The organism is Bacillus cereus group sp. Bc061 (assembly GCF_027715825.1).
Classification (GTDB): domain Bacteria; phylum Bacillota; class Bacilli; order Bacillales; family Bacillaceae_G; genus Bacillus_A; species Bacillus_A paranthracis.
In genome coordinates this window covers 251,427-274,013 of sequence record NZ_JAQFTZ010000001.1, presented here as the reverse complement: position 1 = coordinate 274,013, position 22,587 = coordinate 251,427, and the positions used below count along the sequence as shown (strand labels likewise).

Below are 22,587 nucleotides of genomic sequence, written 5' to 3'. Positions count from 1 at the left end.
CGAATAAAAAACCCTTTCTACTACATTACAATTTTTCTTTATTATATATTATCGAATTAAGTTTACAACTTCATTTAATACTTCATCTGACACTTTAATTACTTTTGCATTTCCTTGGAATCCGCGTTGGTATAACATTAAGTCAACGAATTCTACAGATAAATCTACGTTTGCACCTTCTTGTGCACCACCACGTATTTTACCTGCGCCGTTTTGACCAGATGCACCAAGTGCTAAAATACCAGTTGTATTCGTCGCTGTATAGTTACCGTTACCTGTTTTCATTAACCCACCTTCATTCGGGAACATCGCAACAGCTAATTGACCAGCAGCTTTCATACTTCCATCAGAATATTTTACCATCACATATCCACCATCAGCAATAAAACAATCTTTAACAGTGGCTGCCGCTCTACCGTCTACATCTGTTACTGATAATGTTTTATCTGTCGGATGATTTGTTAATTTACTGAAATCTAAATTTATCGTTCCGCCGTTAAACGGGATATTTGCTCCTTGTTGTACCGGGTCTGGATTTCCAACGCCATTAAATTTCAAAGTACCTGTTGAACCTTGTCCTGTCACTACTTCAAACTTTGAATCTTTTACTGAGTCATTTCGTCTTTGAACGCTATACGTATACTCATGGTCATTCGTTTTCGTAAATTCTACACGCATCGTCCATGTATTACCGGCATCATCATAAAACGGTAAATCTTGCGTAATTTTACTTTCACTCACCGGAATATTCCCTTTAATTGTACCCTTCGTTGTTTGAATACCACCAATTGCTGTTCCCATTGGAATTTGCAACGGTCCAGGAATACCAGATAAATCAACTTCACCAGTTGCTTCATTTGCAGGGTATGCAAATACATATTGGCCTTCTGTATTCGTAATATAGTAATCTGAAGATATCCCAAACGTACCTTTACGAGTAAATTCCATATTACCACCTTTTGAATCACCTACTACGAAGAAACCATTACCTTCCATTGCTGCTTGTGTTTTTCCACCAGTTAGCGTAATTGTACCATCACTATAATCTGTAACTGTACTGCTCATTTTCACACCGTTACCGATACTTTTCGGATTCGTTCCTGCGTAATTCCCATCACCTTTTGCACCGATTGAGTTGTTATATAGTAAATCATCGAACATTGCTTTTTGTTTTTTATAACCTACTGTTTGTGCATTGGCAATATTATTTGAAGTTACACTTAATGCATTTTGTGTTGCATTCATTCCTGTAATACTTGTATATAACGCTTTAATCATAACGTATGGACACTCCTTATGAATTTGTAGTTTTTTCTTCTTCCGTTACTTTTTGATCGTCTTTCTTCGCATCTTCTGGATTCGTGTCTCCAATTGGTTTATCAGACACTCTCTCAACGAAACGAAGGGATACAACTTTATTATCAATAACGAGCTGTACCTCATTATTTTCTGCAAGGCGAACTGTCTCTACTTGACCAGTGACTTTTTTACCATCACCGTCAACACCTCTTACGTATTTCCCTAAAAACTTCATTCCACCATCAAGCGCTGTTGAATACATCGTTGATTGCAGTTTATCTACCGCTTTCGTCATATTCTGTACTTGTTCCATAAGAGATAATTGTGCTGTCTGATTCATCATTTGATTCATATCCATCGCATTAAATGGATCTTGATGTTGAAAGCTCGCTAAAAATAATTTTAGAAAATCATCTTTCCCCATTACACCAGGAGTCTTTTGTTCTCCTGCTGATACTCCATTCATTTGCCCTACTGCCGGTTGTGCACCGTTAACAGATGCATTCCTATTCTGCGCTCCTGCTTGTAATGGAATATGGTTTGTACTCGTTGTATTTAATCCAACTGTTGGCACGCTTTATTCCTCCAATAATCCCGCAAATTCTTTTGATTCTTGTTTCTCATGTTTCGTACTTGCTAATTTTTGTTTTTGTCTTTGCTCTTGTTCTCGCTGCTCTTTGCGATTTTCATCTTTATCTGCATAGCTAATTTGAATATTGATTTCTTTTTCTTTTAACTTCAGTCTCAACTCATCAAAAATGATTTCAACCCGTTTTTTCGCATCGTGTTTTTCCATTTCTACGTGAACATCAATTTGATCTCCATGTTTTTTCATAAACACTGTTAATGTGCCGAGTTTTTCTGGATTTAACTGAAATAACACACGTTCTTGTTTCACTACAAACTTTTGCAAAGCTTCTACTTGCGCTTCCATTTTCTTTCCTAAGTCAGGCAATGAAACTTTCTCAGCCCCACTATTGGATTTTCCTATTTGATCGGTACTTGTCGCTTTATTTAATAATTCCGCACCGGCAGAATTCGAATCGTTGAATACATCACCTTCTGGCAACTCTATCTTGACATTATCGCTATCAGCTTTCGGAAGATCTCCATCTAAGTCTTTGGACTCTTCTTGTTTCTTTGCAATATTACAAGTTTCTGTTTCTACCACTTTCAATACTTGCATCATTTGCTCTGGCATCTTTACTTTGTCTAATGCCATTTGCATTGTATCTTCTAAACATATAGCATTTTTGATATTCATATTGGAAAGAAGTTCTTGTAATTGTTGTAATTCACCTGCAGGTAATTCGTTAAGTTTTATATTTCCATATTCTTTATATAGCTCTTGTATTTTTTGTATGTATTGATATAACAATTCTGGCTGCACGCGTAATTGCTCAATTGCAACCATTTGCTCAGATACAGCTAACAATAACTGTTCTGTCTCTTTTTTTTCTTCTTTCTTTACACTTGGCTCTTCTTTCGTTTCCGGTTTTTTAGAAAGAATGTTTTCTTTTCTATCTTCTGGTGCATCTTCTCGCTTTGTTTTCTCCGTTTTCGGCTGCTTTTTGTTTTCCATTCTCATCGCATGATCGAATGAAGAATCTTCACTTTTAGATTGTACTTCTAGCCCTTTTTCTTTTTGCGGAGGTAAACTTTGTTGCACCGGTAATACAGACTGTATCACTACATTCACCTCATCCATTCATACACATTTTCAAATCAAGAAGCATTTTTTCTTCCTGCTTTTCTCGTATTTTCGCAAGCTTTCTACAATCTTCTTGATACATCTCATCAATGACACGTTCTTTTTCTTTTACTTGTTCTAAAAGGCTTTCATTTTTTCGAATAAAATCCTCTGTTTTTTTAATTTTCCGATTCCATTCTTCTATTCTTTCAGGTGAAAACGTATGTGACGAAAGCATGCCAGCCATTATACGTTGCCCAGCTTGTACAACTTTACTACGCGATTTTACAACATATAAATCATATTCTTTTTTTTGTTCTATTTTTCTTTTTTCAGCTGTTAATTCATACACTTCTTTCAAAATCTGTTCTTTTTCTTGATTTATTTGCAATTTTATCGTGTCGTACTGCTGCTTATCCACCTGTTTTCATAGCCCCTTCCTATTATAACGTTCTCTTTTTCTATTATATAGTTTTTTTCCAAAAAAATCTGTGAAATATTAAAAAACAAAAAAATAAGACCTGCGAAGCGCAAGGTCTTATACTATATGGTGCATTGCTTCAACAATATCAGCAAATTGGAAACGATCTGATCGACCTTGTTTTAAAAATGTATTTATACTTTCTACTTTATTTTTACATTCAAAAATATAAGCATTTTCTGCATTTTCTTGAATCGTTCCTAATTTAAAATACAATTCATTTTCTTTATAAATAGATAAAATTTTTCTCATTTCATTTGCAAGTTGCCAATGATTTGGTGAAACGATTTCTTCCATAATCCTACTTACTGAGTCTAGCACGGAAATAGCAGGATAATGACTGAGCGTTGCAAGTTCACGTTTTAATACAATATGTCCATCTAAAATACCACGTGCTAAATCTGGTACAGGACCATTTAAATCGTCTCCATCAACGAGTACAGTGTAAATACCTGTTATAGACCCCTTTTGTGTTTTCCCAGATCGCTCTAACAGCTTCTTCATATAACTTTCCATTAAAAGTGTTTTACCACCAATCGGTAACTCTTTAACAGCAATATCAACACTTCTACGCGCATCTGCAAAACGAGTAACAGAGTCCATCATAAGTAGTACGTTATTGCCTTCGTCTCGGAAGTATTCCGCAATAGATGTCGCAAGCTTAGCAGCGCGAAGTTGCATAAGGTGACTTTCATCTGACGTCGCTACAACAACGACGCTTTTCCTCATACCTTCCTCGCCTAATTCTTTTCGAATAAAATCTTTTACTTCTCGGCCACGTTCTCCTACTAAACTAATAACGTTTATATCCGCTTTTGCATTTTTCGCAATCATGCCGAGTAAAGTAGATTTCCCAACACCAGACCCAGCGAAAATACCAATCTTTTGACCGATACCAATTGTTAGCATAGAATCAATGGATTTAATTCCCGTTTCAAATACGTCAGTAATCTCTTCACGTTCAAACGCATGAATAGGCGGAGCATCTAGTTTTATTTTTTGCAGCGGGATGTTTTCAGCGTTCTCATTTAACACTTCGCCATTTGCACTTAACACTTTTCCGAGTAAATGATTACCACGAGGTATAACAACATCTTCTGCAATTAATGTAACGGAATCTCCGTAACATACTTTTTCTGTCTGTTCAAACGGGAGTAACATATTGTTCTCTTTTTCAATTGCAATTACTTCACATAAGACGCTATGTTCTCCAACGAGACAAACATCACCGATTTTCGCCTTTGGTCCCTTCGCTACGAAAAACTGCTCTTGCACACTATGAACTTTACCGACTTTCGTATAAAACGGCGTTTCAATAAATGTATTCCATTTTTGGTTTTCATTCATTAACAATCGATTCATACATTTTGCTCCTCAAATAACTTCTCTTCTTCCCATTTCTGGCGAAGCTTCGCAAATATAGGTGCAAACTTAAATTCAAAGAACTCTTTCTCTTCTTCTAGAACAAATTCACCAAACTGTAAGGAGAAATCATATTTCCATTCTACTAATTGTAGCAACCAATATTCTTTCGTATTTTCCTTCTCTTCTTGAATACGTTCAAACGTTTCTGGATGTACGGTAATAACTAGTTTTTCAAACGAAGTAGGTAACGTTTGAACGATGCCAGTTAAAATAGGTAACACATCAAGCAATCTAGTATCTACTGCTTGATTCACAATTTTTTCTGCTAGTTGGAAAGATTGATCCCATAATAATTCTGACCATTCGTATGCAGTTTCTTGTTGCTCTTTTTGAAACTGCTGACGTGCCGATTCTATTTCTTTCATCTGCTGCTGAACGTGCATTTGAAATTGTTCTTGATCATGTAATAGCTGCTGACGCTCTCGCTCTAATATTTGCTGCTCTTGCCTTAGTTGATTTAGTTCAACATGTAACGATTGTTGCTGCGCAAGAAGTTCTTCATGATCTACTTGTATTTCTTCTACATGAACTGGTATTGGTTTTGGAAATTGTAATTCATACGTTTCTTCAGAAAAAGAAACAGAATTCTTCGGAATTCTGTTTTTAAATAAGGACATCATCTTCACCTCTTTGAACGATAATTCTTCCTTCTTTCTCTAGCTTTTTCACCGTACCTGTAATCGTTTGCTGCGCTTTCTCAGCATCTGTCATCTTAAGTGGTCCTAAACCATCTAATTCTTCCAGAATCATCTCTTTACGGTTTGAAGACATACATGTAAATAATTTCTCTTTAATTTCTTCTTTTGCAATTTTAAGCGCTTTTGCAATGACACCGTTATCTGTAATTTCCTCTAACACACGGCGAAGCGCAAGATCTTCAAGACCAAGTAAGTCTTCAAAGACAAACATATTTTCTTTAATTCTCTCAGATAACTCATAATCAACTTCATCCAGCTTTTGAAAGACTGTTTTTTCAACGCCTCGTGAAACGTTATTTAAAATGTTCACAATTGTTTTTAAGCCGTCTGTTTTATTGATGGCACTAAATGCCATATTATTTAATTTCGCTTTTAATAGCTCACCAATTTGATTAATGAGTTCACCGTCAACTTGTTCTAGTTTCGCAATACCCATTACCGTTTCTACTCGCTTATGATCTGGCAATCTCTCAATTAATTGAGAAGCAAGTTGCGGTTTAATGTAAGAAGCGATAATTGCAATTGTTTGTGGTGATTCATCATTCAGCACTGTAAGAAGTGGCTCTAAATCTGTCAGTGAATTTAAGAATTCAAATGGATTATCTTTGTTGTACCAAAGGTCTTCCAATAATTTTTCAAGCTCGTCTTCTGGCATATTTTTAAATATGCGACGAATGTACTCTTTATCTGGAGTGACTAAGTTCAATTCTTTTACATTTAGTTCATATAAGAACTCCCCTAGTACATTCTCTAACGTTTCTGGTTTATATACACGAAACTTCGCGATTTCACGAAGCAACACTTCTTTTTCCTCAGCCGTCATATATTCAATGACTCTTGCTGCCACCTCTTCATCTAATGTACGAATGAGGATGGCAGCTTTTTCTTTGGAGGAGATTTCATCTAACATCGTTGTTCCTCCCTTACTGTCCGTTTAACCATTTTTTAATTACTTTTGCAGTACCTTCTACATGTTCTTTCGTAGCATCCTGCACTTGTTCATCTAACGTTGGTTCTTTCGGTTCTTCTGGCTCAGGTTTTGGCTCTGGTACTATTTTCTCTTCCGGAATTTCCATAATACTTTCACTACTTGCAGCAACTTCCTCTTCTGCTAAGTATTCTTCATATTCCTCTTCTTCTTTCTTTCTCTTACGTCTAGCTAAGAAGAACCATATTAGACCAAAGAGCGCTAATAAGCCACCTGTAATACCACCGATTAACCACCAGTTTATACCACTTTCTTCTGGTTCTTTCTTCTTCTCTTCTTTCGGCTGATCAAACTGAACAGTTACAACGTTAACTTGACCATTTGTAAAGTTCCCATTCGGATCAGCTTGAAGTCCAGCTGCTGTACCAATCGCTTCTTTGAAAGTCGTCATATCAATTCTTCGTTTTACTAACGTATCATTATCCACCCATACAACAACATTTGTTTTCGTTAACTCTGGGTGTTTCTTAATCGTTTCAACTGTTTTATCTATTTCATAGTTTTCGATTTTGTTACCGTTTTTATTATCGTAGACGATTTTGCCATTTTGATTATTGTTCGTACCGTAGTTCGGCACTTCGCCGTTCGCTGTAATACCAGCACCTTGCTTCGTATCTGCACCTTCTTGCGCAGTAGAGCTTTCCTCTTGCTCTTGTTTACTACGAAGTACACCTTTATCGCCATATTTTTCAGACTGACGTGTAACTTCATCGTAGTTTACAGATACTTTCGTATTCACTTTATATTCATTTGGTTTAAACATCGTCATTAATGTTGCATCGATATCTTGCTTTAATTTACCTTCAATTTGGTGCTGCATCTCTACTTCTTTCTCATAAGAAGAGGAACTAGTAGCATGTGCTTCATCTGCCCCTTTTGAGATAACACCTTTTTTACTATCAATCACACTTACTTCTTCTGCTTTTACACCAGGAACTGCTGCACTGATCATTTGCTGTATACCCGCAACTTGATCAGCCGTTAATAGTTGACCACGCTTTACACCAACCGTAATTGCGGCTGTTCCTTTTGCTTTTTCTTCATCAAAAATTGTCTCTTTTTCAGGTAATGTAATTTGAACATTTGCCGTTTCAACTGTCGCAAAGTTTCTTACAATGTCTTGCTCTAATTGCTTTTTCGTACCGACAATTTGCTTCATTTTTTTATCTTGCTCACTTGAACCGAGCGAGCTTTCTAATAAAATTTCCTCACCGCTTTTTGAGTTAAACGGTAAGCCCATTCCATTCATTTCTTTTCGAACCCATGGAGCATCATTCTTTTGCACACGAATCGAACCATCGGCTGCTAATTGGTAATCGACACCTAGCTTCGATAATTCTGCTGTAATCTCTTGCTTATCTGCATCATTTAAATTTTGATATACAACAACATATTTATCTGGCAAGGTGAAGTATAAAAGTGCTCCTGTTACAATTGCTAAAAGCGCAGCACCAATGACTAACTTATGCCACGTTTTTAACGATTGGAAAACATTTTTTAACTTTTCCATTTAAACACACCCGTCCATTTTTCTAAATTTGCATATTAATTAGTGACTTATAATTTTCAATAAGATTATCACGTACAAGAGCAGCCGTTTTCATTTGAGACTCAGCCTTCTTTTGCTGAATTAAAACGTCATGTGTTTCTCCTACTCCTTTTGTTAATAAATCATATACAGCTGTTTGCGCATTGTTTTGTGTTTGATTCATATCTTCCAATAAATCGATAAACTTCTTCCCCTCGACTACAGATGTTTGTGTATTTTTCGGTGCACCAATTGACTGAATCGCGCCAAATGGCTGTGTATGTAACATTGGTTGGATTTTCATCTTCCCATATTCCCCCTTTATCCTCGGCCGATTTCTAAATCTTTATCCAGCATTTTTTTATTCGCATTTAATACACTTGTATTTGCTTCGTACATTTTTTGAGCAACCATTACATTCGTCATTTCAGCAGTCACATCAACATTCGGATACCGCACATATCCTTCTTCATTTGCATGCGGATGTGTCGGATCATACACTAAGTTTTCAGTTTTGTCTGCCTCAATACTTTTTATTTTCACCCCGTTAGTCGGCGCACTGTCTAACATATTCGCAAAACTATTATTTGATTCAAGCACTACACTACGGCGCTCATACAAATTTGCCCCCGGAGCTGCCGTTGTATTGGCATTTACAATATTATTTGAAGTAACTTCCATCCATTTTCTCGCTGTTGTTAGCCCTGATCCACTTGCATTAATTGCCTGAAACATCGTTGTCTCTCCTTCTACTATTAACGTCCGCGAGCTGCTTGGTTAATTGCATATTGTGTATTAATTGCGTTAATTGAAATCCCATACAATTGGTTTGCTTTCATTAAATCTAGCATTTCTGTCGTTACATCCACACTATTTCCATCTTTATTCGTTTGCATTGACTTCGTTTGAATCTTTGCATATGTATTTTTCGTATTTACCGTCGGTAAGTGCATTTCATTCGTTTGATATAAATCTGCATTAGTTTTTAAATCCGCAGTATTACTCTTATATAATGCACTACTTTTATTCATTTGCTCAGCAAATGTAACATCTTGTGCTTTATAGCCAGGTGTATTCGCATTTGCAATATTACTAGAAACAGTATTTCGTTTCGTCACTAAATAATTCATATAATGGCTTACATCAGTCACTAAATCTGGCATACTCCACACCCTTCCTTTTTAACTTATCATTTTGGCATAATAATCCACTGATGGAAGTTTCACTTCATTATTTAATTTCTTATATGTATTTATTAAAATATTAACTATTATGTACCCTTACATATTTTATTCCATTTTTACATTGTTGTCTTTAGAAAAATACAAAAATATAAAAAAGAATACAAAAAAACTGTATACGCGTAGTAATCTATATAATATTTCAACATATTTACGACTAGCTGTAGATTATTTTTACATTATTTAGATTACTTTTATTTTTTACAGTCATAAAATGAAACCTCAATCAGCGGAATTCTTTATTTACATGAAGGAATGGATCCCCTTTTTATAAGGGGGATCCGTTTCCACACTTTATAATTAATATTTACCGTAAAATGAATTTGCTTTCATTCGCCCATCATTTGTCATAATCATTTCTTCCAAAATCTTTTGCTTATCTCGAATATGCTGTGCTGCCTTAATAATGAATGGACTTACTTCTGCCGCAACTTGTGCCCGCGTTTCTTCATCCAATGTCATCATCCAGCGATTTAACATCGCACTCTTCTCAGCAAACTCTTCATCTGACACTTGCAATTCACCGATTTCATTAAAACAGCCGACAAATGCTCGATAAATATCATTGTTCATTTTCAAGCGCTCCGCGATAACCGTCTATTAAATCTTGTAACACTTTCACAATTGCATCAATATCTTTCGCTTCACGTGTTACTTTCATCGTTTGAATTTGAACACTAATCCAATCATATAAACCATAAAGACTATCATATAAATCTTTCGTAATCTCAGGGTTTAATTGAAGCTTTAATTCTTCAAAAATACGTTCTAACTTCTCAAGAAGTGCATCTCCCTCTTGTAGTTTAAAAGTATGTAAAAGCTCTTCTAAATTACGGAACTCTACAATGCATCTTTCATAAATAAAAATTGTATTTTTAATCGGATTACTCGTCATAATATCATTTTGCATATAACGTTGCCATGCTTGCATACGATCACTTCCTCAACTTTCATTAATCATCACTTTTTTGTTTTGTCATTGCTTTAATTGTTTTTAATTGGCTATCTAGTGCCGCTAATGTACTTTCTAGCTTTTGATACTTCTTCACAATTTCATCTTGTTTTTGTAAGTTTTGTGCTTCAATATCTTTAATCTTTTTATCTAAATCACTTACACGTGAATCAATACTTTTTACTCGTTCTCCTACTACACCTTTATCACCAAATAATTTTTCAAGTGGTTCTTCCATCATTTTCCCTAATCCGTTAGAACTAAAGAAAAATTGCTTCGCTGCATCCGGCTTCTCTTTTAACGCTTTCGTTAATGCTTCATCATTAACTTCCATCGTTCCATCTTGCTTTAATTGAATACCAAATGAGAATAAGTAATTACCATCTTGAGAAAATGTTACGACGCTATTCATCGCTTGGCGTACACTTTGCATAATAGCTTGACCTTGGAACGCCCCGCCTTTACCAGCAAAGATATCTACTGTAGAAACAGCTTTATTATAATCCGCAACCATTTTTTTAATAACATTTGATGCGTCTGTTACGTTTGAGTCACTTACTGTAAACTTCAGCTCTATCCCTTTTGCTTGTGCCTCTGTTGTCTTTGGATCAACCTCTGTACTTTCTCCGTCCGGATTTTCTACTGGCTTTTCCTCTACTTTTTGCTCAGTTACTTTTAATAATTCAATTTTCACACCTGGAAGGGCTTCAACTGTATTGGTGGAGCTGCTACCTGTAATACCATTAATCGTATATTCAGCATTTTGCGCTTCATTGATTATATGGATCGCTGCACCCTTCTCATTAGCTAACCCTATATCTTGAAAAAATTTAGATGTGTTCCCCTCAAAATTAATTACTCCATCTTTTCCTTCTTTTTTTGAGGTCATAAAAATTTTATTTCCAAGTGTGTAAGCTGATACACCATAATCTCCATCATTAATTTTATTAATTAAATCCTTATATGTCATATCAGATGTTATTTTTAGTTCTTTATCACCTAGTTTTAATGTTTCATCTCTATTAAGCTTTGCATCTATATCTTTAATTTCATCAGAAGCTATTTGATGGCGCTGCGCAAGCTGTGTAATCTTCATATTAAAAGTTCCCGCAATAGCTCCACCATCAGCTTTGACATTAATATAACCGTCTTGTGATGTTGTTACCTTTTTCTCATTCCCTTTAAAAGCCGCTAAATTTTTAAATGTTTGCGTGAAAGAACTGAATTCCGATTTTAAACTTGTATATAAAAGTTTATCTTGTGAAAGGCTATTCTTTTCAGTTGTATACGGTGTTTTTCTCATATCTAACGCATTCATTTCTAATTCAACGAAGTTAGAAGTATCGATCATGTTATTTCCGAGATTCCAAATCTGTTGTCTACCGCCAATACCTGTTATCGTTCCTGCCATATTTCTCACTCCTTATTCTTTACATGTAGTCTAAAATACTCGTTTTACTCATCGTGCTAACCGCTTTAAGCGTCGCTTCATACGTCGCGTTAATATACGCCAAGTCAGAAATTGCTACCGCTAAATCAACATCTTCAATTTCTTTACGATTTTCTTGAAGTGCTAGGTTTTGCTCGCTTAAAATTGTCTTAAACGTCTCTACAGTATTCATCGTTGCTCCCACTTCTGTTGTACGGTTAATAACACTATCCAAGTTTTTCTTATTTTCCGTTAAAATCGGTTGCAACGCCTTTTGATCACCACTTTGCATCGCGTCTTTCATCTTTACTAACGTTTGAATAACAGGAGTTAGTAAGTTCTCGCCATTATGAAAAGCTTTAATTTCATAACCGTCATTTAGCTTCCACATTACATCTTTTTCGCCACCTTGGTATGTCCCATCATCCGCAAATGGAGGTTTCTCTTCATTATTTCCACCAAAAAGATAACGACCTTGCTCTTTCGTGTTCGCTAAATATACAACTTGTTTTAAAATTTGATCGATTTCAGCACCGATTGCCTTTAATTCTTTTTCACCATTTGGTCCATTTAATGCTTGTATTGTTAATTGATCCGCTCTCGTTAAAGATTTCACAATGCCTGACAATGTATTTTCTGTCTGACTTAACACGTTTTTAGAATCCGCTATATCTTTTTGCATTTGTTCAATATTCGCCAACGAATGTTGAATTGCAAATGATTTACTTGCTGCAAGTGGATCTTCACTCATAAGAAGATTTTTCTTCCCTGAAGTTACTTGATTTCGATGATATTGCTGTTGGGCATTCAAATCCATTAACTGATTCTTTGCCCAGTTTGCATTTTGAAATGTAGATACTCTCATTTCTATCTCCTCCTTTATCTATTGAAAATTGATTGGAAGGTGCAACCGGAACTATTTCCGGCTTTCCTCCATTCTTCCTTATCCGGCAACCGCCCTGTATCTCTGGTCTCACACCGATAGGTCCTCTATTAGGCACTGACCACTTCTACACTCTGCTGGTCCTCTCTTCAAACATAAAAGAAAAGGGGTTTGTTTTTACCTCTCATTATCTAATGATTGAAAACAGACTATCAAACACTTCATTCATCGTTGTAATAGCTTTAGAATTCGCAACGAAGTATTTTTGGAAGGCCATTAAATTAACCATTTCTTCTTCCATATTCACGCCTTCGATACTCATCTTTTCTTGCTGAATACCTTCTAATAAGTCTCCATGAATTTTTTGATAACCATTCACTTCACTTTTATCAGATGCTACCTTCACTATGAATTGGTCTAATGCTTTTTTATATGAAAGTCCATCTTTATAATCTTCATCTGTAATTCCAGCCAGTTTATTTGCAGTTTCAGCAGATATTTTCATTTTCGAAAAATCATTCGCAAATTCTGGATTTAATTTCAACTCTTTCGCATAATCTCCAACGAAGAAGTCTTTTCCCATCACTGTATTTACTTGATTTTTCACTGAACTCATTAACTCTTCAAGATTTTTCTTATAACTAGCAATCTGCCCTTTCGTATCAATTGCAGATTTTATTGCCCCACTAGTTAAAGGAATTTCCGAACCGTAAATTTCAACAGACATAGGTTCTTTCGTTTTATTTAATTGCAATGGATATGTATCTTGTCCATTCACTGTTAAAACGCCATTCATTCTAACACTTGCGATATTAGGATTCATAGATTCATAAGATACTTCTATATTGGCATACTTAGACATTTCTGTAACGATACGGTCACGTTCGTCTAAAAGTTGATTTGGCACTTGTGTACCAGCTTGCCCAATTTTTTGATTCGCTTCTGCTAGACTGTCAGCAAGACGATTAAATTCATTGACATGCGCTTCAATATCTTCTGTCGTCTGCGCTTCTACTGAATCTAAATTTTTCGCAAGTTTATTTACCTGACTTGTAAACTTCCCAGTTTCAGAAATTAGCGTATCATAATAGTTTGATTGATCTGGATTTTTTGCAACTTCTCGAAAAGCATTAAAGAATCCATCCATTAAACTAGATAGTGAGTTTTTGCCTGTCGTTCCTACCATAGACTCTACTCGTGATAAAACCGAGTTCTTATAATTATAGTAAGAGAGCTGAGATAATTGATCGTTAAACTGTTTCGTCTTCACTTCATCTGTAATACGATCAACACCTAACGTTTGTACACCATAACCAATTCTCTGTTCTGGTGTATGACCATTGCTCGCTCCAACAGATCCGTAATTCACCATTTGGCGCACATAGCCAGGTGTATGAATGTTTGATAAGTTTTGTCTCGTCGTTTGTAATCCCATTTGGGCCGCTAACATACCCGATAACGGGGTATTGTAATCAGATAATCTCATAATGCTTCACTTCCCCTTTACAATAGTTCATTCATAAAGATTTGCGAATTATTGTTTCGTTCTAAGTTATATTCAGAAACTGAATCCACAATACTTTCTGTAGTTTTTAATAGTACGTTTAAGTAATATTGATTTTTCAAAAGAAGCATTTTTACATTTTCTTCTAATCCAATTAAGTTTTTTTGTAATTTTTCCATTTTCTCAATTTCTTCTTGAGAAAAATACGAAAATAACGCACTTACGCGAAATGATTCCACTCCCTGTTCTTTACAAAACTGAACAACCATTTCTTCAAATGATCTCGATAATTGTTTTAAACCTTCAATGTACTGCAATTGCTCTACTTGTAACTTTTGAACTGCATTTACATTTTTATTTTTTAAATTCTCATATATTTGTTCTCCAAGCGTTTGAATGTTTTCATATGCTTTTTGAATAATAACGAGCTTTTCATATAATTGTATATACATATAGCTTCCTTCCCTTTTACAAGACTAAATTTACAATTAAACCGTGGATTTCTCCAATTTGATTTAACATTTCTAAATGTCCTGTTTTTGTATTAATTAAGTTCATAACATCTTCTAACTCATTCAATCCTATTTCCGCCTGTTTTACAATCGTCATTTTCTGTGAATAGCCATAACGCGGATGACGAGACATGACATCTTTATATTGCAATACATTATCAACGTAAAAATTCAAAAATGATTTTACTGTATTTTTGTATTCCATTACGTTATCAAGTGTTAATTCCATTTCGATTTTTTCTTTAATTTCTCCAATATTATCAACAAACGCTTCCATTTGTTCTAACAACTTATCTTTTTTCGGATCTGCATACAAATTATCCGAAAATGCAAGTCCAGTCCTGACATTTGCTTCTTTCGGCATTTGAGTAGCAGGCGGTATATGCGATAAGATTGGATTATGCGAGATTGAACGCAGCATATATATCACCTATTTATTTTTTTATTTCTTCCAAAAGTTAATCGTAAAATCTAGTTATTTATAATTATACTCTGAACACTAATATTTTGCAGTTATTTTTTATAGAAGATATGTTACAATTTAGCATGAGGTGGCACAATTCTATGAATATTTTTCTTTGTGGTTCAAAACAATTAACAGCATTAGATCAAGAAGAAATTAAAAAATTTTTAACTGACTATGCTCACAAACATAAAATTTACATATTATGTTATAAATCTATTGAAAATGAGGTACTTCGTTTTTTCGTTGAAAACGAAAGGCTCGCTCAAAATTTATGCCTTTACACGCTCCAACCGTTACAAGCAGTAACAGATGAATTCCAAGAAATCGTAGATTATTTAAAATCACACGGAGCCGAGTATGTTGCTTTTGATCATCCTTCCGACTCTATTTATCGATCTGATTATATGTTTTTTGTGAAACAAATTATTGAAGATACCGATTTAGTTCTCTGTTTTTATAACGGAGACAAACATACATCTGTCATTCCCGTTGACATTGCAAAAGAAGCTGGGATTGATGCTGTCATTTATGATTTACCAGGTTTACATGAAAAACAAATGAAAAAAAGCTTTGAACAAAAAATTCGTATGATGTAAAGGGGGCGGCACAATATCGTTATTGTGCCCATTGTAAATATGATAATTGAACAAGATTATGATCATTTTATCACGAGTTTTAAACAACAATTCAATATGGATATCGCTTCGTATAAACAAGATAGGATGCGCCGTAGAATCGATGCTTTTATTTCAAGAAAAGGTTTTGAAAACTACACTACATTTTTAAGTACTTTACGTGTTGATCAAAACTTATTTTTAAGTTTTATTGACTATATTACAATTAACGTTTCAGAGTTTTTTAGAAATAAAGAACGTTGGCAAACGTTAGAATCGAAAGCACTGCCAAAATTACTCGAACAAAATAACGGAAAATTAAAAGTATGGAGTGCCGCTTGCGCTGCTGGCGAAGAACCATATACACTCTCTTTAATTTTATCGAAACATCTCTCTCCATTTCGCTATGAAATACTAGCAACAGATCTTGATTTTCATATATTAGAGAGTGCAAAACGTGGTCAATATACGGACCGTTCTTTAAAAGAATTACCTAGCAATTTGAAAGAACGTCATTTCACAAAAGAAGATGATGTATATTCATTACATCAAAATATTAAGCAACACGTCACGTTCAAACAGCATGACCTATTAATGCAATCGTTCGATACAAATTACGATTTAATTGTTTGTCGTAATGTAATGATCTATTTCACTGAAGAAGCAAGAGTCAAGCTGTATGAAAAGTTTAGCCGTTCTTTACGAAAAGGCGGTGTGCTATTTGTCGGTAGCACAGAACAAATTTTAACACCTGAACGATTCAATCTTCAGCGTTTTGATACATTCTTTTATGAAAAAATATAGAAAAAAGCAGGATTATTGCACCCTGCTTTTTTTGTATTTATTTACTAAAATCATAACAAATAATTGCGTGATTCCGTTCATTTTTTATATAACTCGAATTAAAATAATACAAGCAACCCATATAAAGAGAAAAAGAAACGTCATAGACCATTTATGTTCTTGCACCGTTTGTTTCAATGCCTGTGATAATTGTGTCATATTCATTTCTGCAAGTGCTCTCCATACACTTGCATCCCGCTCTTTAGCTGTGCGATTCGTGACGCTAATTAAAATGGTTTCGTTAGACAATTTCGTGATATACGCAGTAATAACCGTTACCATTAAATTTATATTTCCTTCTGACGAGTCACTCTCCACGCTAGAGAGGAGTGCACTTACATCTAATAACGGAATGTGTACCTTTCTACCAAATGATAGTTGTACTTCAGCGAAATCATACGTTCCATCTAATAAAGGCAGTTCTTTTATATGCGCCTGTTTCACAAGCCCTTGTAAGCTTCTCATTACTTGTTCAAATATTTTATCTGTTTGCTTTCCTTCTCCAGATAATGTATGTAACTTTTTAAAGAGTTGTAATACTGTATCCATCTCTTTAGAAAGCATTTCCTTCATAACCTTTCCATCACCTAAACTCGCAAGTAAAATCCCTATTTCGTTATTTTTCGAAATAATTTTAGACTGTCCAGTAAACACTAGATTACTATACTTTCGTTCTTTCTGGATTTCATGTTCTGAAATAGCTGCAGGCTGTTTTAATGGTTGTAGCGTCTTATTTTCAATTGTCGTACGTTTAATTTCCATTTAAGCGCCTCCACTATGATGAAATTAATTAGCCCCATTCTTTATTGCTCTTTAAAACTAAAAATAGTACGAATAAACCTGACATAATAGCAAATACATTAGAAGCTTGTATTCCATGGTCACTTTTAGTTTCTTTCTTATCTTCTGGCTCTTCTTTTTTTTCTTTCTTCTTCAAAATGACTTGATTGTTATTATCTTTATCTTTTTGAGCCTTCGTATTATTTACTTCCTTGTTGTCTGTGAGAGGCTCTTTTATAACATAAGTAATTTTTTCTTTCTCTTTCAATGGTTCTTTTATAAGGTCGTTTACTTTCTCTTCTTTTTTCGGAATTTGAACAACTGGCTGTTTTTCTTCCTGAAGCGGGATTTCTATTTTCGTGTCTTCCTGCTTCTCAGTTTCTTTCTTATCTTCTAGTTTATTTTCTAATTTATCTTCTTTCTCTCGTTCTTCTGTCTTTTTATCCTCTTCTGTTTTTTGTTCCAAAACAGAAACGACATACTCACTTTCTTCAACGAGTTTATTTCCAGCCGCATCTACTACCTCTACAAGTAGCTCGTATGTCCCATTTGATAGTGCATCCGTTATTTCAAATACTTTTTGCCATTCCATGTCGCGCTTATTGTAATCTAATAAAAATGTAATCTCTTTATTGTCTTTTCCTTTTAATGTAACACGAACTTCTTTCACAACCGATTCCACGTCTGCCGCCTTCACTCTTACACGTATAGAATCGCCTCGTTTTCGTTCGATTACATTCTCCTTCGCCTCGTCAATCGTAACCTTATGCAACTTCGGCATCTCTTTATCTATTGTTGGCGTTTCATTATTTATACGAATAAGTGGGACTTTCACTTCATTTTCTATCAGCTCTTCTTTCTCATTTTCTTTAAAACTTTGAATAAGCTGAAGGTTCCAATCACCTTGCAAATCAAAAATCCCGACCTTATAGTTAGCAATCCATCGCTTCGTCTCTTCTTCATAGTCAAAAGGTATCATTCTTTCTTGCTCATACAGATTACTGTTTTTTGGCAAACGCAACATACCTTTTATACTTTGAATATTTGTCTCTTTTGGCTCTACAATAATCCGTATTTCTTCGCCAACTTTTAATTCTCGCTTATTTATTGTAATAATCCCTTGATCCGTCTCTATCTTTTTTTCGGTTTCTTGCTCATTCTTTACTTCTTGTTGTTCCTCTTTATCTTGCTTTATTTCCACTTGTTCTGGCTGTTCTTGAACTTCCTTATTCTCTTCTTGTACATCCACTTCATTTATATTTTGTTCTGGCACATTTTGCTCTTCCGCCTGACTTTGCAGTGGGAAGAGCAAGCACACATGTATGCATAGCCAGCAAATTAGAAAAAACTTTACGCTTTTCATCTACTATTTCAACGCCTTATAGTGATTTTGTCACTTTTACTCCGAAAAATCCATCTACATTTACAAGTTCACCATACGCCACCAATACATCATTTACATAAATTCGAATTGGTTCATCAATATCTTCATCTAATACAACGGCTTCATTTTCTTGTAAACTTAATATATCTTGAATCGTTTTCACTGTACTTCCAAATACAAATTTCACATTCATTTCTACATTTTGTAGAATAGATGTATCCATATACACTGGCTCAATTTGTTTCACTTCTTTAAATTCAATAGGTTGTACAACAGGTTCTACAACCTCTTCTTCCATTTCTTCCTCTGCAATCTCTTCTTCTGCTTCCACCATTGGATATAGCAGTCGTCTTACCATTTCTTTCGCTTCTGAAATCGGTAAAATTTGATACATTTTCGATTGAAGCAAGTCGCCAATTTCAAGGTTGAACGTAATTTGAACGAGTTCATCCACTTCCATTGACTCTCCCAAATATTCCATTTCTTCTTTTAACGTGACAAATTTGACGTCTGGCGGCGTCATGTCCATCTTCTCTTTAAACATTTCTGACATCGCTGTTGCCGCATGCCCCATCATTTGGTTCATGATTTCTTTAATACCGCTCAGCTCTAATTCACTAAGCTCTTTCTCTGGATCAATCTCCCCTGTTCCCATCATCATTAAATCTACCATTGTCAAAGCAACATCTTTCGTAAATACGAATACGTTCTCATTCTTTAAACCTTCAACAAAATCGACATTTAAAATCACAAAGGGAACCGGTACACCGTCATAATGACGCACATTAATCGCTTCTACATTGGGTGTACTAATCGTAACCGGCTGATTTAAAAGCGTTGATAATACCGTTGAGGCTGAACCGATGGAAATGTTGGCAATTTCCCCAAGTACATCTTTCTCCTCTTGCGTTAACTGCTCTTTTTCAACATGTTCTTCTACAATCTCGGCTTCCGCTACTTCTGCTGGCTCGTCTTGCTCTTCTACGCCACCAGATAATTGTAGTAATTTATTTATCATTTGTTTCGCATGTTCAACTGAAACAATTTGTACAAGTTTAGAGTTTACAAGATTATCTATTTTAAGGTCAAACGACACTTTCACAATCGTGTTATTTCCAGTTATTCCAGAGATTTTCTCCATCTCTTCTAATAACTTTACAACTTTAATTGTCGGCGGTGACATGTCTACTGCATCTTGGAAGAATTCCGACATAGACGTCGCTGCGAATCCCATCATCTGGTTCATCGCTTCTTGTACAGCACTTAGCTCTAATTCGCCAAGTTCTTTTCCCTCTTCCACTTCACCTGTCCCCATCATCATTAAATCAGCAATAGATAAAGCAACATCTTGCTGAAGGACAAGTAGATTTTCCATATCTAATCCTTTTGTAAAATGAATATTTAATACAACATGAGGAACCTCAACATCACTTGTATCGTATAAATCCACTAACTCTACATGAGGAGCAGTTATACTTACTTGCCTATTTAAAATCGTTGATAATACTGTCGAAGCAGAGCCAAATGATATATTTGCAATTTCGCCAAGAATATCACATTCTTGAGGCGTTAAAAGCTCCTTTTCTTTTTCTAGCACAATTGTGCTCGTATCCCCTTTTGTGTGTTGCTCAGGCATTTTCCCTGCCTCCTCATTTTTGTTTTTCTATTAAATGAATACACTCATTACATTTTAACAAATTTATTACGTAAATCGTGAACATGTATTTATTTCCTGTTATATATATTAGTATGTAATTAACCAAAAAGCTCCCCAATTGTATACAAGTGGGGAGCTTTCCTTCATTCCTATTATAAACCTTCTGGGTTTAAAATGAGGACCACTCGTCCATCGCCGAGAATCGTCGCGCCAGAGAAATAGTTCGAACTTTCTGCAAAGAAATCGCCTAATGACTTTAAAACAATTTCTCTTTGGCCGATAATTGTGTTTACAATAAGTCCATAGCTACGATGTGTATTACGAACAATTAACACAGGAACCATTTGACTTTCATATGATTCAAATGCCTCATCTACTGATTTTTCACCAAATACAGTACTCAAATGCTTCACTTCAATAATTTGATCACGATAGTTTAACACGTCTTTTCCTTGTAAGGTTTGGATGTCTTCTCTCTTAATACGAATCGCTTCAACAATGTTACCAAGAGGTAGAGCATAACGTTTATCATTCGTTTGAACAAGCATAGATTGAATAATGGACAACGTTAATGGAAGTTCAATTCTAAATGTACTTCCCTTTCCTTCTTCTGAATCAATAATTAAATGTCCACCTAAACTATGGATTGTATGTTTTACAACATCTAATCCAACCCCGCGCCCTGAAAGATCTGATACTACTTCTGCTGTACTAAATCCTGGTTGGAAAATGAGATCAAACACTTCACGATCCGTTAATTTATTTGCCTCAGATTCTGTTACAACACCATTTTTAATTGCTTTTTCTAATACTTTCCCTTTATGAATTCCATTTCCATCATCCGTAATTTGAATTACGACATGATTTCCACTATGGAACGCTTCTAATTTAATTGTACCCGTCTCATTTTTCCCTGCATCACGACGTTTTTCAACAGTCTCAATACCATGATCAATTGCATTACGAATTAAATGAACGAGTGGATCACCGATTTCATCAATAACAATTTTATCAACTTCTGTATCTTCACCCGTAATTTGCAAATCGATTTTCTTCCCTAAATCTTTCGCTAACATACGCACCATACGCGGGAAACGATTAAAGACTGTTTCAATCGGCACCATACGCATGTTTAGAAGTACATTTTGAATATCTTTTGAAATATCGCCTAATCGATTTAAATGCTCAATTAATTCTTTGTTTTGAATTGCTTGTGCCAATTCATCTATGCGACCACGCTCAATTACACTCTCTTCAAACATGTTCATTAATCGTTCAATTTTCTCTAGCTGCACACGAATGGAACGATTCTCACCTTTAGCATTTTTCGTTTTTGCAGTGCTTTTAGTTGGCGTAGCACTTGCAGGTTGCTTCGCTGTCTCAATAGGTGCTTCCACCTGCGCAACTACAGACGGCTGTATCATTTCTTCTACTCGCGTAGTTTCTTGCGTAGCAACCATCGAATCTACTTCCTGTAATGATTCTCCTTGTTTCACTACTACTTTCTCAATTTCAGAAACGTGAAGCACTACCTGTTTCACTTCTTCTTCACTACGATCCGTATTCATAAATACTGTAAACTCAAAACCGAAAGCATCCGCTTCGATTTCTTCAATACTAGGAACCGTTTTTTGTATATCGCCTATATTTTGCAGTGCTTCAATACACATAATGGCACGTACTGCTTTTAAAATAGCTTGCTGTTCAACGGTTATATGCACTTCATGCGAAACTGCATCATCATTGTTTATAGACTCTTGCTCTATATGTTCCATAGAAGTTTCTACATTTCCGTTCAATAACGCTTCTAATTTTTGCTTCGTTGCGACTACATCAATATTACCCATTCCGCCTTGCTGCACATCTGCAACCATTTTCTCTAAATTATCAATGCATTCAAAAATCACATCAATAATATCCGCATGTACTACTATATTCCCATGACGAATTTCATCTAAAACGTTTTCCATTTTATGCGTTAAATCCGCCATTTCCGTAAATTCCATACTCGCAGACATACCTTTGAACGTATGAGCTGAGCGGAATATTTCTCCCACTACATCCATATCTGTAGGATTCTGCTCTAAAATTAGCACATTTTCATTTAGCGACTGTAAATGTTCTTCCGACTCTTCAAAAAATATATTTAATAGATCTGTTTGCATTTTCATCCCCTACCTGTCTAACAAACATTTCATTTATGTATAACAATT

24 protein-coding genes are annotated in these 22,587 nt (G+C 35.2%); 2 read left to right on the top strand and 22 right to left on the bottom strand.

From position 1 onward, the window contains the following. Positions 1 to 48: 48 nt before the first annotated feature. From PDQ40_RS01475 to PDQ40_RS01390, 18 genes are all read right to left on the bottom strand, one after another. The gene (locus PDQ40_RS01475; RefSeq protein WP_270691192.1) at positions 49 to 1,278 is read right to left on the bottom strand and encodes a flagellar hook protein FlgE; all 1,230 of its coding nucleotides are present in this window, start codon (positions 1,276 to 1,278) and stop codon (positions 49 to 51) included. A gap of 16 nt (positions 1,279 to 1,294) precedes the next feature. Beyond that, the gene (locus PDQ40_RS01470; RefSeq protein ID WP_001143468.1) at positions 1,295 to 1,873 is read right to left on the bottom strand and encodes a flagellar hook assembly protein FlgD; all 579 of its coding nucleotides are present in this window, start codon (positions 1,871 to 1,873) and stop codon (positions 1,295 to 1,297) included. A 3-nt stretch (positions 1,874 to 1,876) separates the two neighbouring features. Continuing rightward, positions 1,877 to 2,989, bottom strand: a complete 1,113-nt coding sequence (locus tag PDQ40_RS01465; protein WP_270691396.1) for a flagellar hook-length control protein FliK — start codon at positions 2,987 to 2,989, stop codon at positions 1,877 to 1,879. Positions 2,990 to 2,999: 10 nt separating this feature from the next. Next, a complete protein-coding gene (locus PDQ40_RS01460; protein WP_000360867.1) occupies positions 3,000 to 3,410 on the bottom strand; it encodes a hypothetical protein in 411 nt (136 codons plus the stop codon). A 117-nt stretch (positions 3,411 to 3,527) separates the two neighbouring features. Continuing rightward, the gene (fliI, locus tag PDQ40_RS01455; protein WP_270691191.1) at positions 3,528 to 4,832 is read right to left on the bottom strand and encodes a flagellar protein export ATPase FliI; all 1,305 of its coding nucleotides are present in this window, start codon (positions 4,830 to 4,832) and stop codon (positions 3,528 to 3,530) included. Continuing rightward, positions 4,829 to 5,512, bottom strand: a complete 684-nt coding sequence (locus tag PDQ40_RS01450; protein WP_270691190.1) for a FliH/SctL family protein — start codon at positions 5,510 to 5,512, stop codon at positions 4,829 to 4,831. Before PDQ40_RS01450 ends, fliI begins: the two co-directional genes overlap by 4 nt. Next, positions 5,499 to 6,503 carry a flagellar motor switch protein FliG gene (gene fliG, locus PDQ40_RS01445; RefSeq protein WP_270691189.1) on the bottom strand — a complete coding sequence of 335 codons (1,005 nt, stop codon included), beginning with the start codon at positions 6,501 to 6,503 and terminating at the stop codon, positions 5,499 to 5,501. Before fliG ends, PDQ40_RS01450 begins: the two co-directional genes overlap by 14 nt. Before the next feature lie 13 nt (positions 6,504 to 6,516). Next, positions 6,517 to 8,091, bottom strand: a complete 1,575-nt coding sequence (locus PDQ40_RS01440; protein WP_270691188.1) for a flagellar M-ring protein FliF C-terminal domain-containing protein — start codon at positions 8,089 to 8,091, stop codon at positions 6,517 to 6,519. A gap of 22 nt (positions 8,092 to 8,113) precedes the next feature. Beyond that, entirely contained in the window at positions 8,114 to 8,413 is a 300-nt protein-coding gene (gene fliE, locus PDQ40_RS01435) for a flagellar hook-basal body complex protein FliE (protein WP_000701666.1), read from the bottom strand. Positions 8,414 to 8,430: 17 nt separating this feature from the next. Next, positions 8,431 to 8,844 (bottom strand): flagellar basal body rod protein FlgC, encoded by a 414-nt coding sequence (gene flgC, locus PDQ40_RS01430; RefSeq protein ID WP_000484684.1) that lies wholly within the window; start codon positions 8,842 to 8,844, stop codon positions 8,431 to 8,433. Positions 8,845 to 8,864: 20 nt separating this feature from the next. Further along, positions 8,865 to 9,272 (bottom strand): flagellar basal body rod protein FlgB, encoded by a 408-nt coding sequence (gene flgB / locus PDQ40_RS01425; protein WP_001113121.1) that lies wholly within the window; start codon positions 9,270 to 9,272, stop codon positions 8,865 to 8,867. Positions 9,273 to 9,650: 378 nt separating this feature from the next. Then, the gene (locus PDQ40_RS01420) at positions 9,651 to 9,923 is read right to left on the bottom strand and encodes a hypothetical protein (RefSeq protein ID WP_001058066.1); all 273 of its coding nucleotides are present in this window, start codon (positions 9,921 to 9,923) and stop codon (positions 9,651 to 9,653) included. Then, the gene (locus PDQ40_RS01415) at positions 9,913 to 10,281 is read right to left on the bottom strand and encodes a flagellar export chaperone FliS (protein WP_001149522.1); all 369 of its coding nucleotides are present in this window, start codon (positions 10,279 to 10,281) and stop codon (positions 9,913 to 9,915) included. Before PDQ40_RS01415 ends, PDQ40_RS01420 begins: the two co-directional genes overlap by 11 nt. 22 nt (positions 10,282 to 10,303) lie before the next feature. Beyond that, positions 10,304 to 11,713 (bottom strand): flagellar hook-associated protein 2, encoded by a 1,410-nt coding sequence (locus tag PDQ40_RS01410; RefSeq protein ID WP_000929230.1) that lies wholly within the window; start codon positions 11,711 to 11,713, stop codon positions 10,304 to 10,306. A gap of 19 nt (positions 11,714 to 11,732) precedes the next feature. Then, entirely contained in the window at positions 11,733 to 12,596 is an 864-nt protein-coding gene (locus tag PDQ40_RS01405; protein WP_270691187.1) for a flagellar hook-associated protein 3, read from the bottom strand. Positions 12,597 to 12,801: 205 nt separating this feature from the next. Next, positions 12,802 to 14,100 (bottom strand): flagellar hook-associated protein FlgK, encoded by a 1,299-nt coding sequence (gene flgK / locus PDQ40_RS01400; protein WP_270691186.1) that lies wholly within the window; start codon positions 14,098 to 14,100, stop codon positions 12,802 to 12,804. A 17-nt stretch (positions 14,101 to 14,117) separates the two neighbouring features. After that, positions 14,118 to 14,570: a hypothetical protein gene (locus PDQ40_RS01395; protein WP_000275907.1), complete on the bottom strand. Its 453-nt coding sequence runs from the start codon at positions 14,568 to 14,570 to the stop codon at positions 14,118 to 14,120. 16 nt (positions 14,571 to 14,586) lie between these two features. Next, complete coding sequence (locus PDQ40_RS01390; RefSeq protein ID WP_270691185.1) at positions 14,587 to 15,051, bottom strand: YaaR family protein; 465 nt, start codon at positions 15,049 to 15,051, stop codon at positions 14,587 to 14,589. Positions 15,052 to 15,194: 143 nt separating this feature from the next. Here PDQ40_RS01390 and PDQ40_RS01385 point away from each other — a divergent pair, with 143 nt between their 5' ends. Together PDQ40_RS01385 and PDQ40_RS01380 are read left to right on the top strand one after the other, a co-directional pair. Continuing rightward, positions 15,195 to 15,692, top strand: coding sequence for a flagellar motor switch protein FliG (locus PDQ40_RS01385; protein WP_270691184.1), 498 nt, complete (start codon positions 15,195 to 15,197; stop codon positions 15,690 to 15,692). A gap of 39 nt (positions 15,693 to 15,731) precedes the next feature. Beyond that, entirely contained in the window at positions 15,732 to 16,514 is a 783-nt protein-coding gene (locus PDQ40_RS01380) for a CheR family methyltransferase (RefSeq protein ID WP_270691395.1), read from the top strand. A gap of 84 nt (positions 16,515 to 16,598) precedes the next feature. Here the strand turns inward: PDQ40_RS01380 and PDQ40_RS01375 are convergent, their stop codons facing one another. From PDQ40_RS01375 to PDQ40_RS01360, 4 genes are all read right to left on the bottom strand, one after another. Then, the gene (locus tag PDQ40_RS01375; protein WP_098946664.1) at positions 16,599 to 17,315 is read right to left on the bottom strand and encodes a hypothetical protein; all 717 of its coding nucleotides are present in this window, start codon (positions 17,313 to 17,315) and stop codon (positions 16,599 to 16,601) included. Between the two features lie 28 nt (positions 17,316 to 17,343). Continuing rightward, positions 17,344 to 18,696, bottom strand: a complete 1,353-nt coding sequence (locus PDQ40_RS01370; protein WP_229142959.1) for a transglycosylase — start codon at positions 18,694 to 18,696, stop codon at positions 17,344 to 17,346. Positions 18,697 to 18,712: 16 nt separating this feature from the next. Next, entirely contained in the window at positions 18,713 to 20,353 is a 1,641-nt protein-coding gene (locus PDQ40_RS01365; protein WP_270691183.1) for a flagellar motor switch protein, read from the bottom strand. Positions 20,354 to 20,526: 173 nt separating this feature from the next. Continuing rightward, positions 20,527 to 22,539, bottom strand: a complete 2,013-nt coding sequence (locus tag PDQ40_RS01360) for a chemotaxis protein CheA (protein ID WP_001192573.1) — start codon at positions 22,537 to 22,539, stop codon at positions 20,527 to 20,529. Positions 22,540 to 22,587 lie beyond the last annotated feature (48 nt).

Excerpts from the sequence above, each read along its gene's own strand:
- PDQ40_RS01405 (WP_270691187.1), bottom strand. The coding sequence starts at position 12,596 with ATGAGAGTATCTACATTTCAAAATGCAAACTGGGCAAAGAATCAGTTA.
- fliE (WP_000701666.1), bottom strand. The coding sequence starts at position 8,413 with ATGAAAATCCAACCAATGTTACATACACAGCCATTTGGCGCGATTCAG.
- PDQ40_RS01420 (WP_001058066.1), bottom strand. The coding sequence starts at position 9,923 with ATGAACAATGATATTTATCGAGCATTTGTCGGCTGTTTTAATGAAATC.
- PDQ40_RS01410 (WP_000929230.1), bottom strand. The coding sequence starts at position 11,713 with ATGGCAGGAACGATAACAGGTATTGGCGGTAGACAACAGATTTGGAAT.
- PDQ40_RS01365 (WP_270691183.1), bottom strand. The coding sequence starts at position 20,353 with ATGCCTGAGCAACACACAAAAGGGGATACGAGCACAATTGTGCTAGAA.
- PDQ40_RS01360 (WP_001192573.1), bottom strand. The coding sequence starts at position 22,539 with ATGCAAACAGATCTATTAAATATATTTTTTGAAGAGTCGGAAGAACAT.
- PDQ40_RS01370 (WP_229142959.1), bottom strand. The coding sequence starts at position 18,696 with ATGAAAAGCGTAAAGTTTTTTCTAATTTGCTGGCTATGCATACATGTG.
- PDQ40_RS01375 (WP_098946664.1), bottom strand. The coding sequence starts at position 17,315 with ATGGAAATTAAACGTACGACAATTGAAAATAAGACGCTACAACCATTA.
- PDQ40_RS01380 (WP_270691395.1), top strand. The coding sequence starts at position 15,732 with ATGATAATTGAACAAGATTATGATCATTTTATCACGAGTTTTAAACAA.
- PDQ40_RS01450 (WP_270691190.1), bottom strand. The coding sequence starts at position 5,512 with ATGTCCTTATTTAAAAACAGAATTCCGAAGAATTCTGTTTCTTTTTCT.
- fliI (WP_270691191.1), bottom strand. The coding sequence starts at position 4,832 with ATGAATCGATTGTTAATGAATGAAAACCAAAAATGGAATACATTTATT.
- PDQ40_RS01440 (WP_270691188.1), bottom strand. The coding sequence starts at position 8,091 with ATGGAAAAGTTAAAAAATGTTTTCCAATCGTTAAAAACGTGGCATAAG.
- flgK (WP_270691186.1), bottom strand. The coding sequence starts at position 14,100 with ATGAGATTATCTGATTACAATACCCCGTTATCGGGTATGTTAGCGGCC.
- PDQ40_RS01395 (WP_000275907.1), bottom strand. The coding sequence starts at position 14,570 with ATGTATATACAATTATATGAAAAGCTCGTTATTATTCAAAAAGCATAT.
- flgC (WP_000484684.1), bottom strand. The coding sequence starts at position 8,844 with ATGTTTCAGGCAATTAATGCAAGTGGATCAGGGCTAACAACAGCGAGA.
- flgB (WP_001113121.1), bottom strand. The coding sequence starts at position 9,272 with ATGCCAGATTTAGTGACTGATGTAAGCCATTATATGAATTATTTAGTG.
- PDQ40_RS01390 (WP_270691185.1), bottom strand. The coding sequence starts at position 15,051 with ATGCTGCGTTCAATCTCGCATAATCCAATCTTATCGCATATACCGCCT.
- PDQ40_RS01415 (WP_001149522.1), bottom strand. The coding sequence starts at position 10,281 with ATGCAAGCATGGCAACGTTATATGCAAAATGATATTATGACGAGTAAT.
- PDQ40_RS01385 (WP_270691184.1), top strand. The coding sequence starts at position 15,195 with ATGAATATTTTTCTTTGTGGTTCAAAACAATTAACAGCATTAGATCAA.
- PDQ40_RS01475 (WP_270691192.1), bottom strand. The coding sequence starts at position 1,278 with ATGATTAAAGCGTTATATACAAGTATTACAGGAATGAATGCAACACAA.
- fliG (WP_270691189.1), bottom strand. The coding sequence starts at position 6,503 with ATGTTAGATGAAATCTCCTCCAAAGAAAAAGCTGCCATCCTCATTCGT.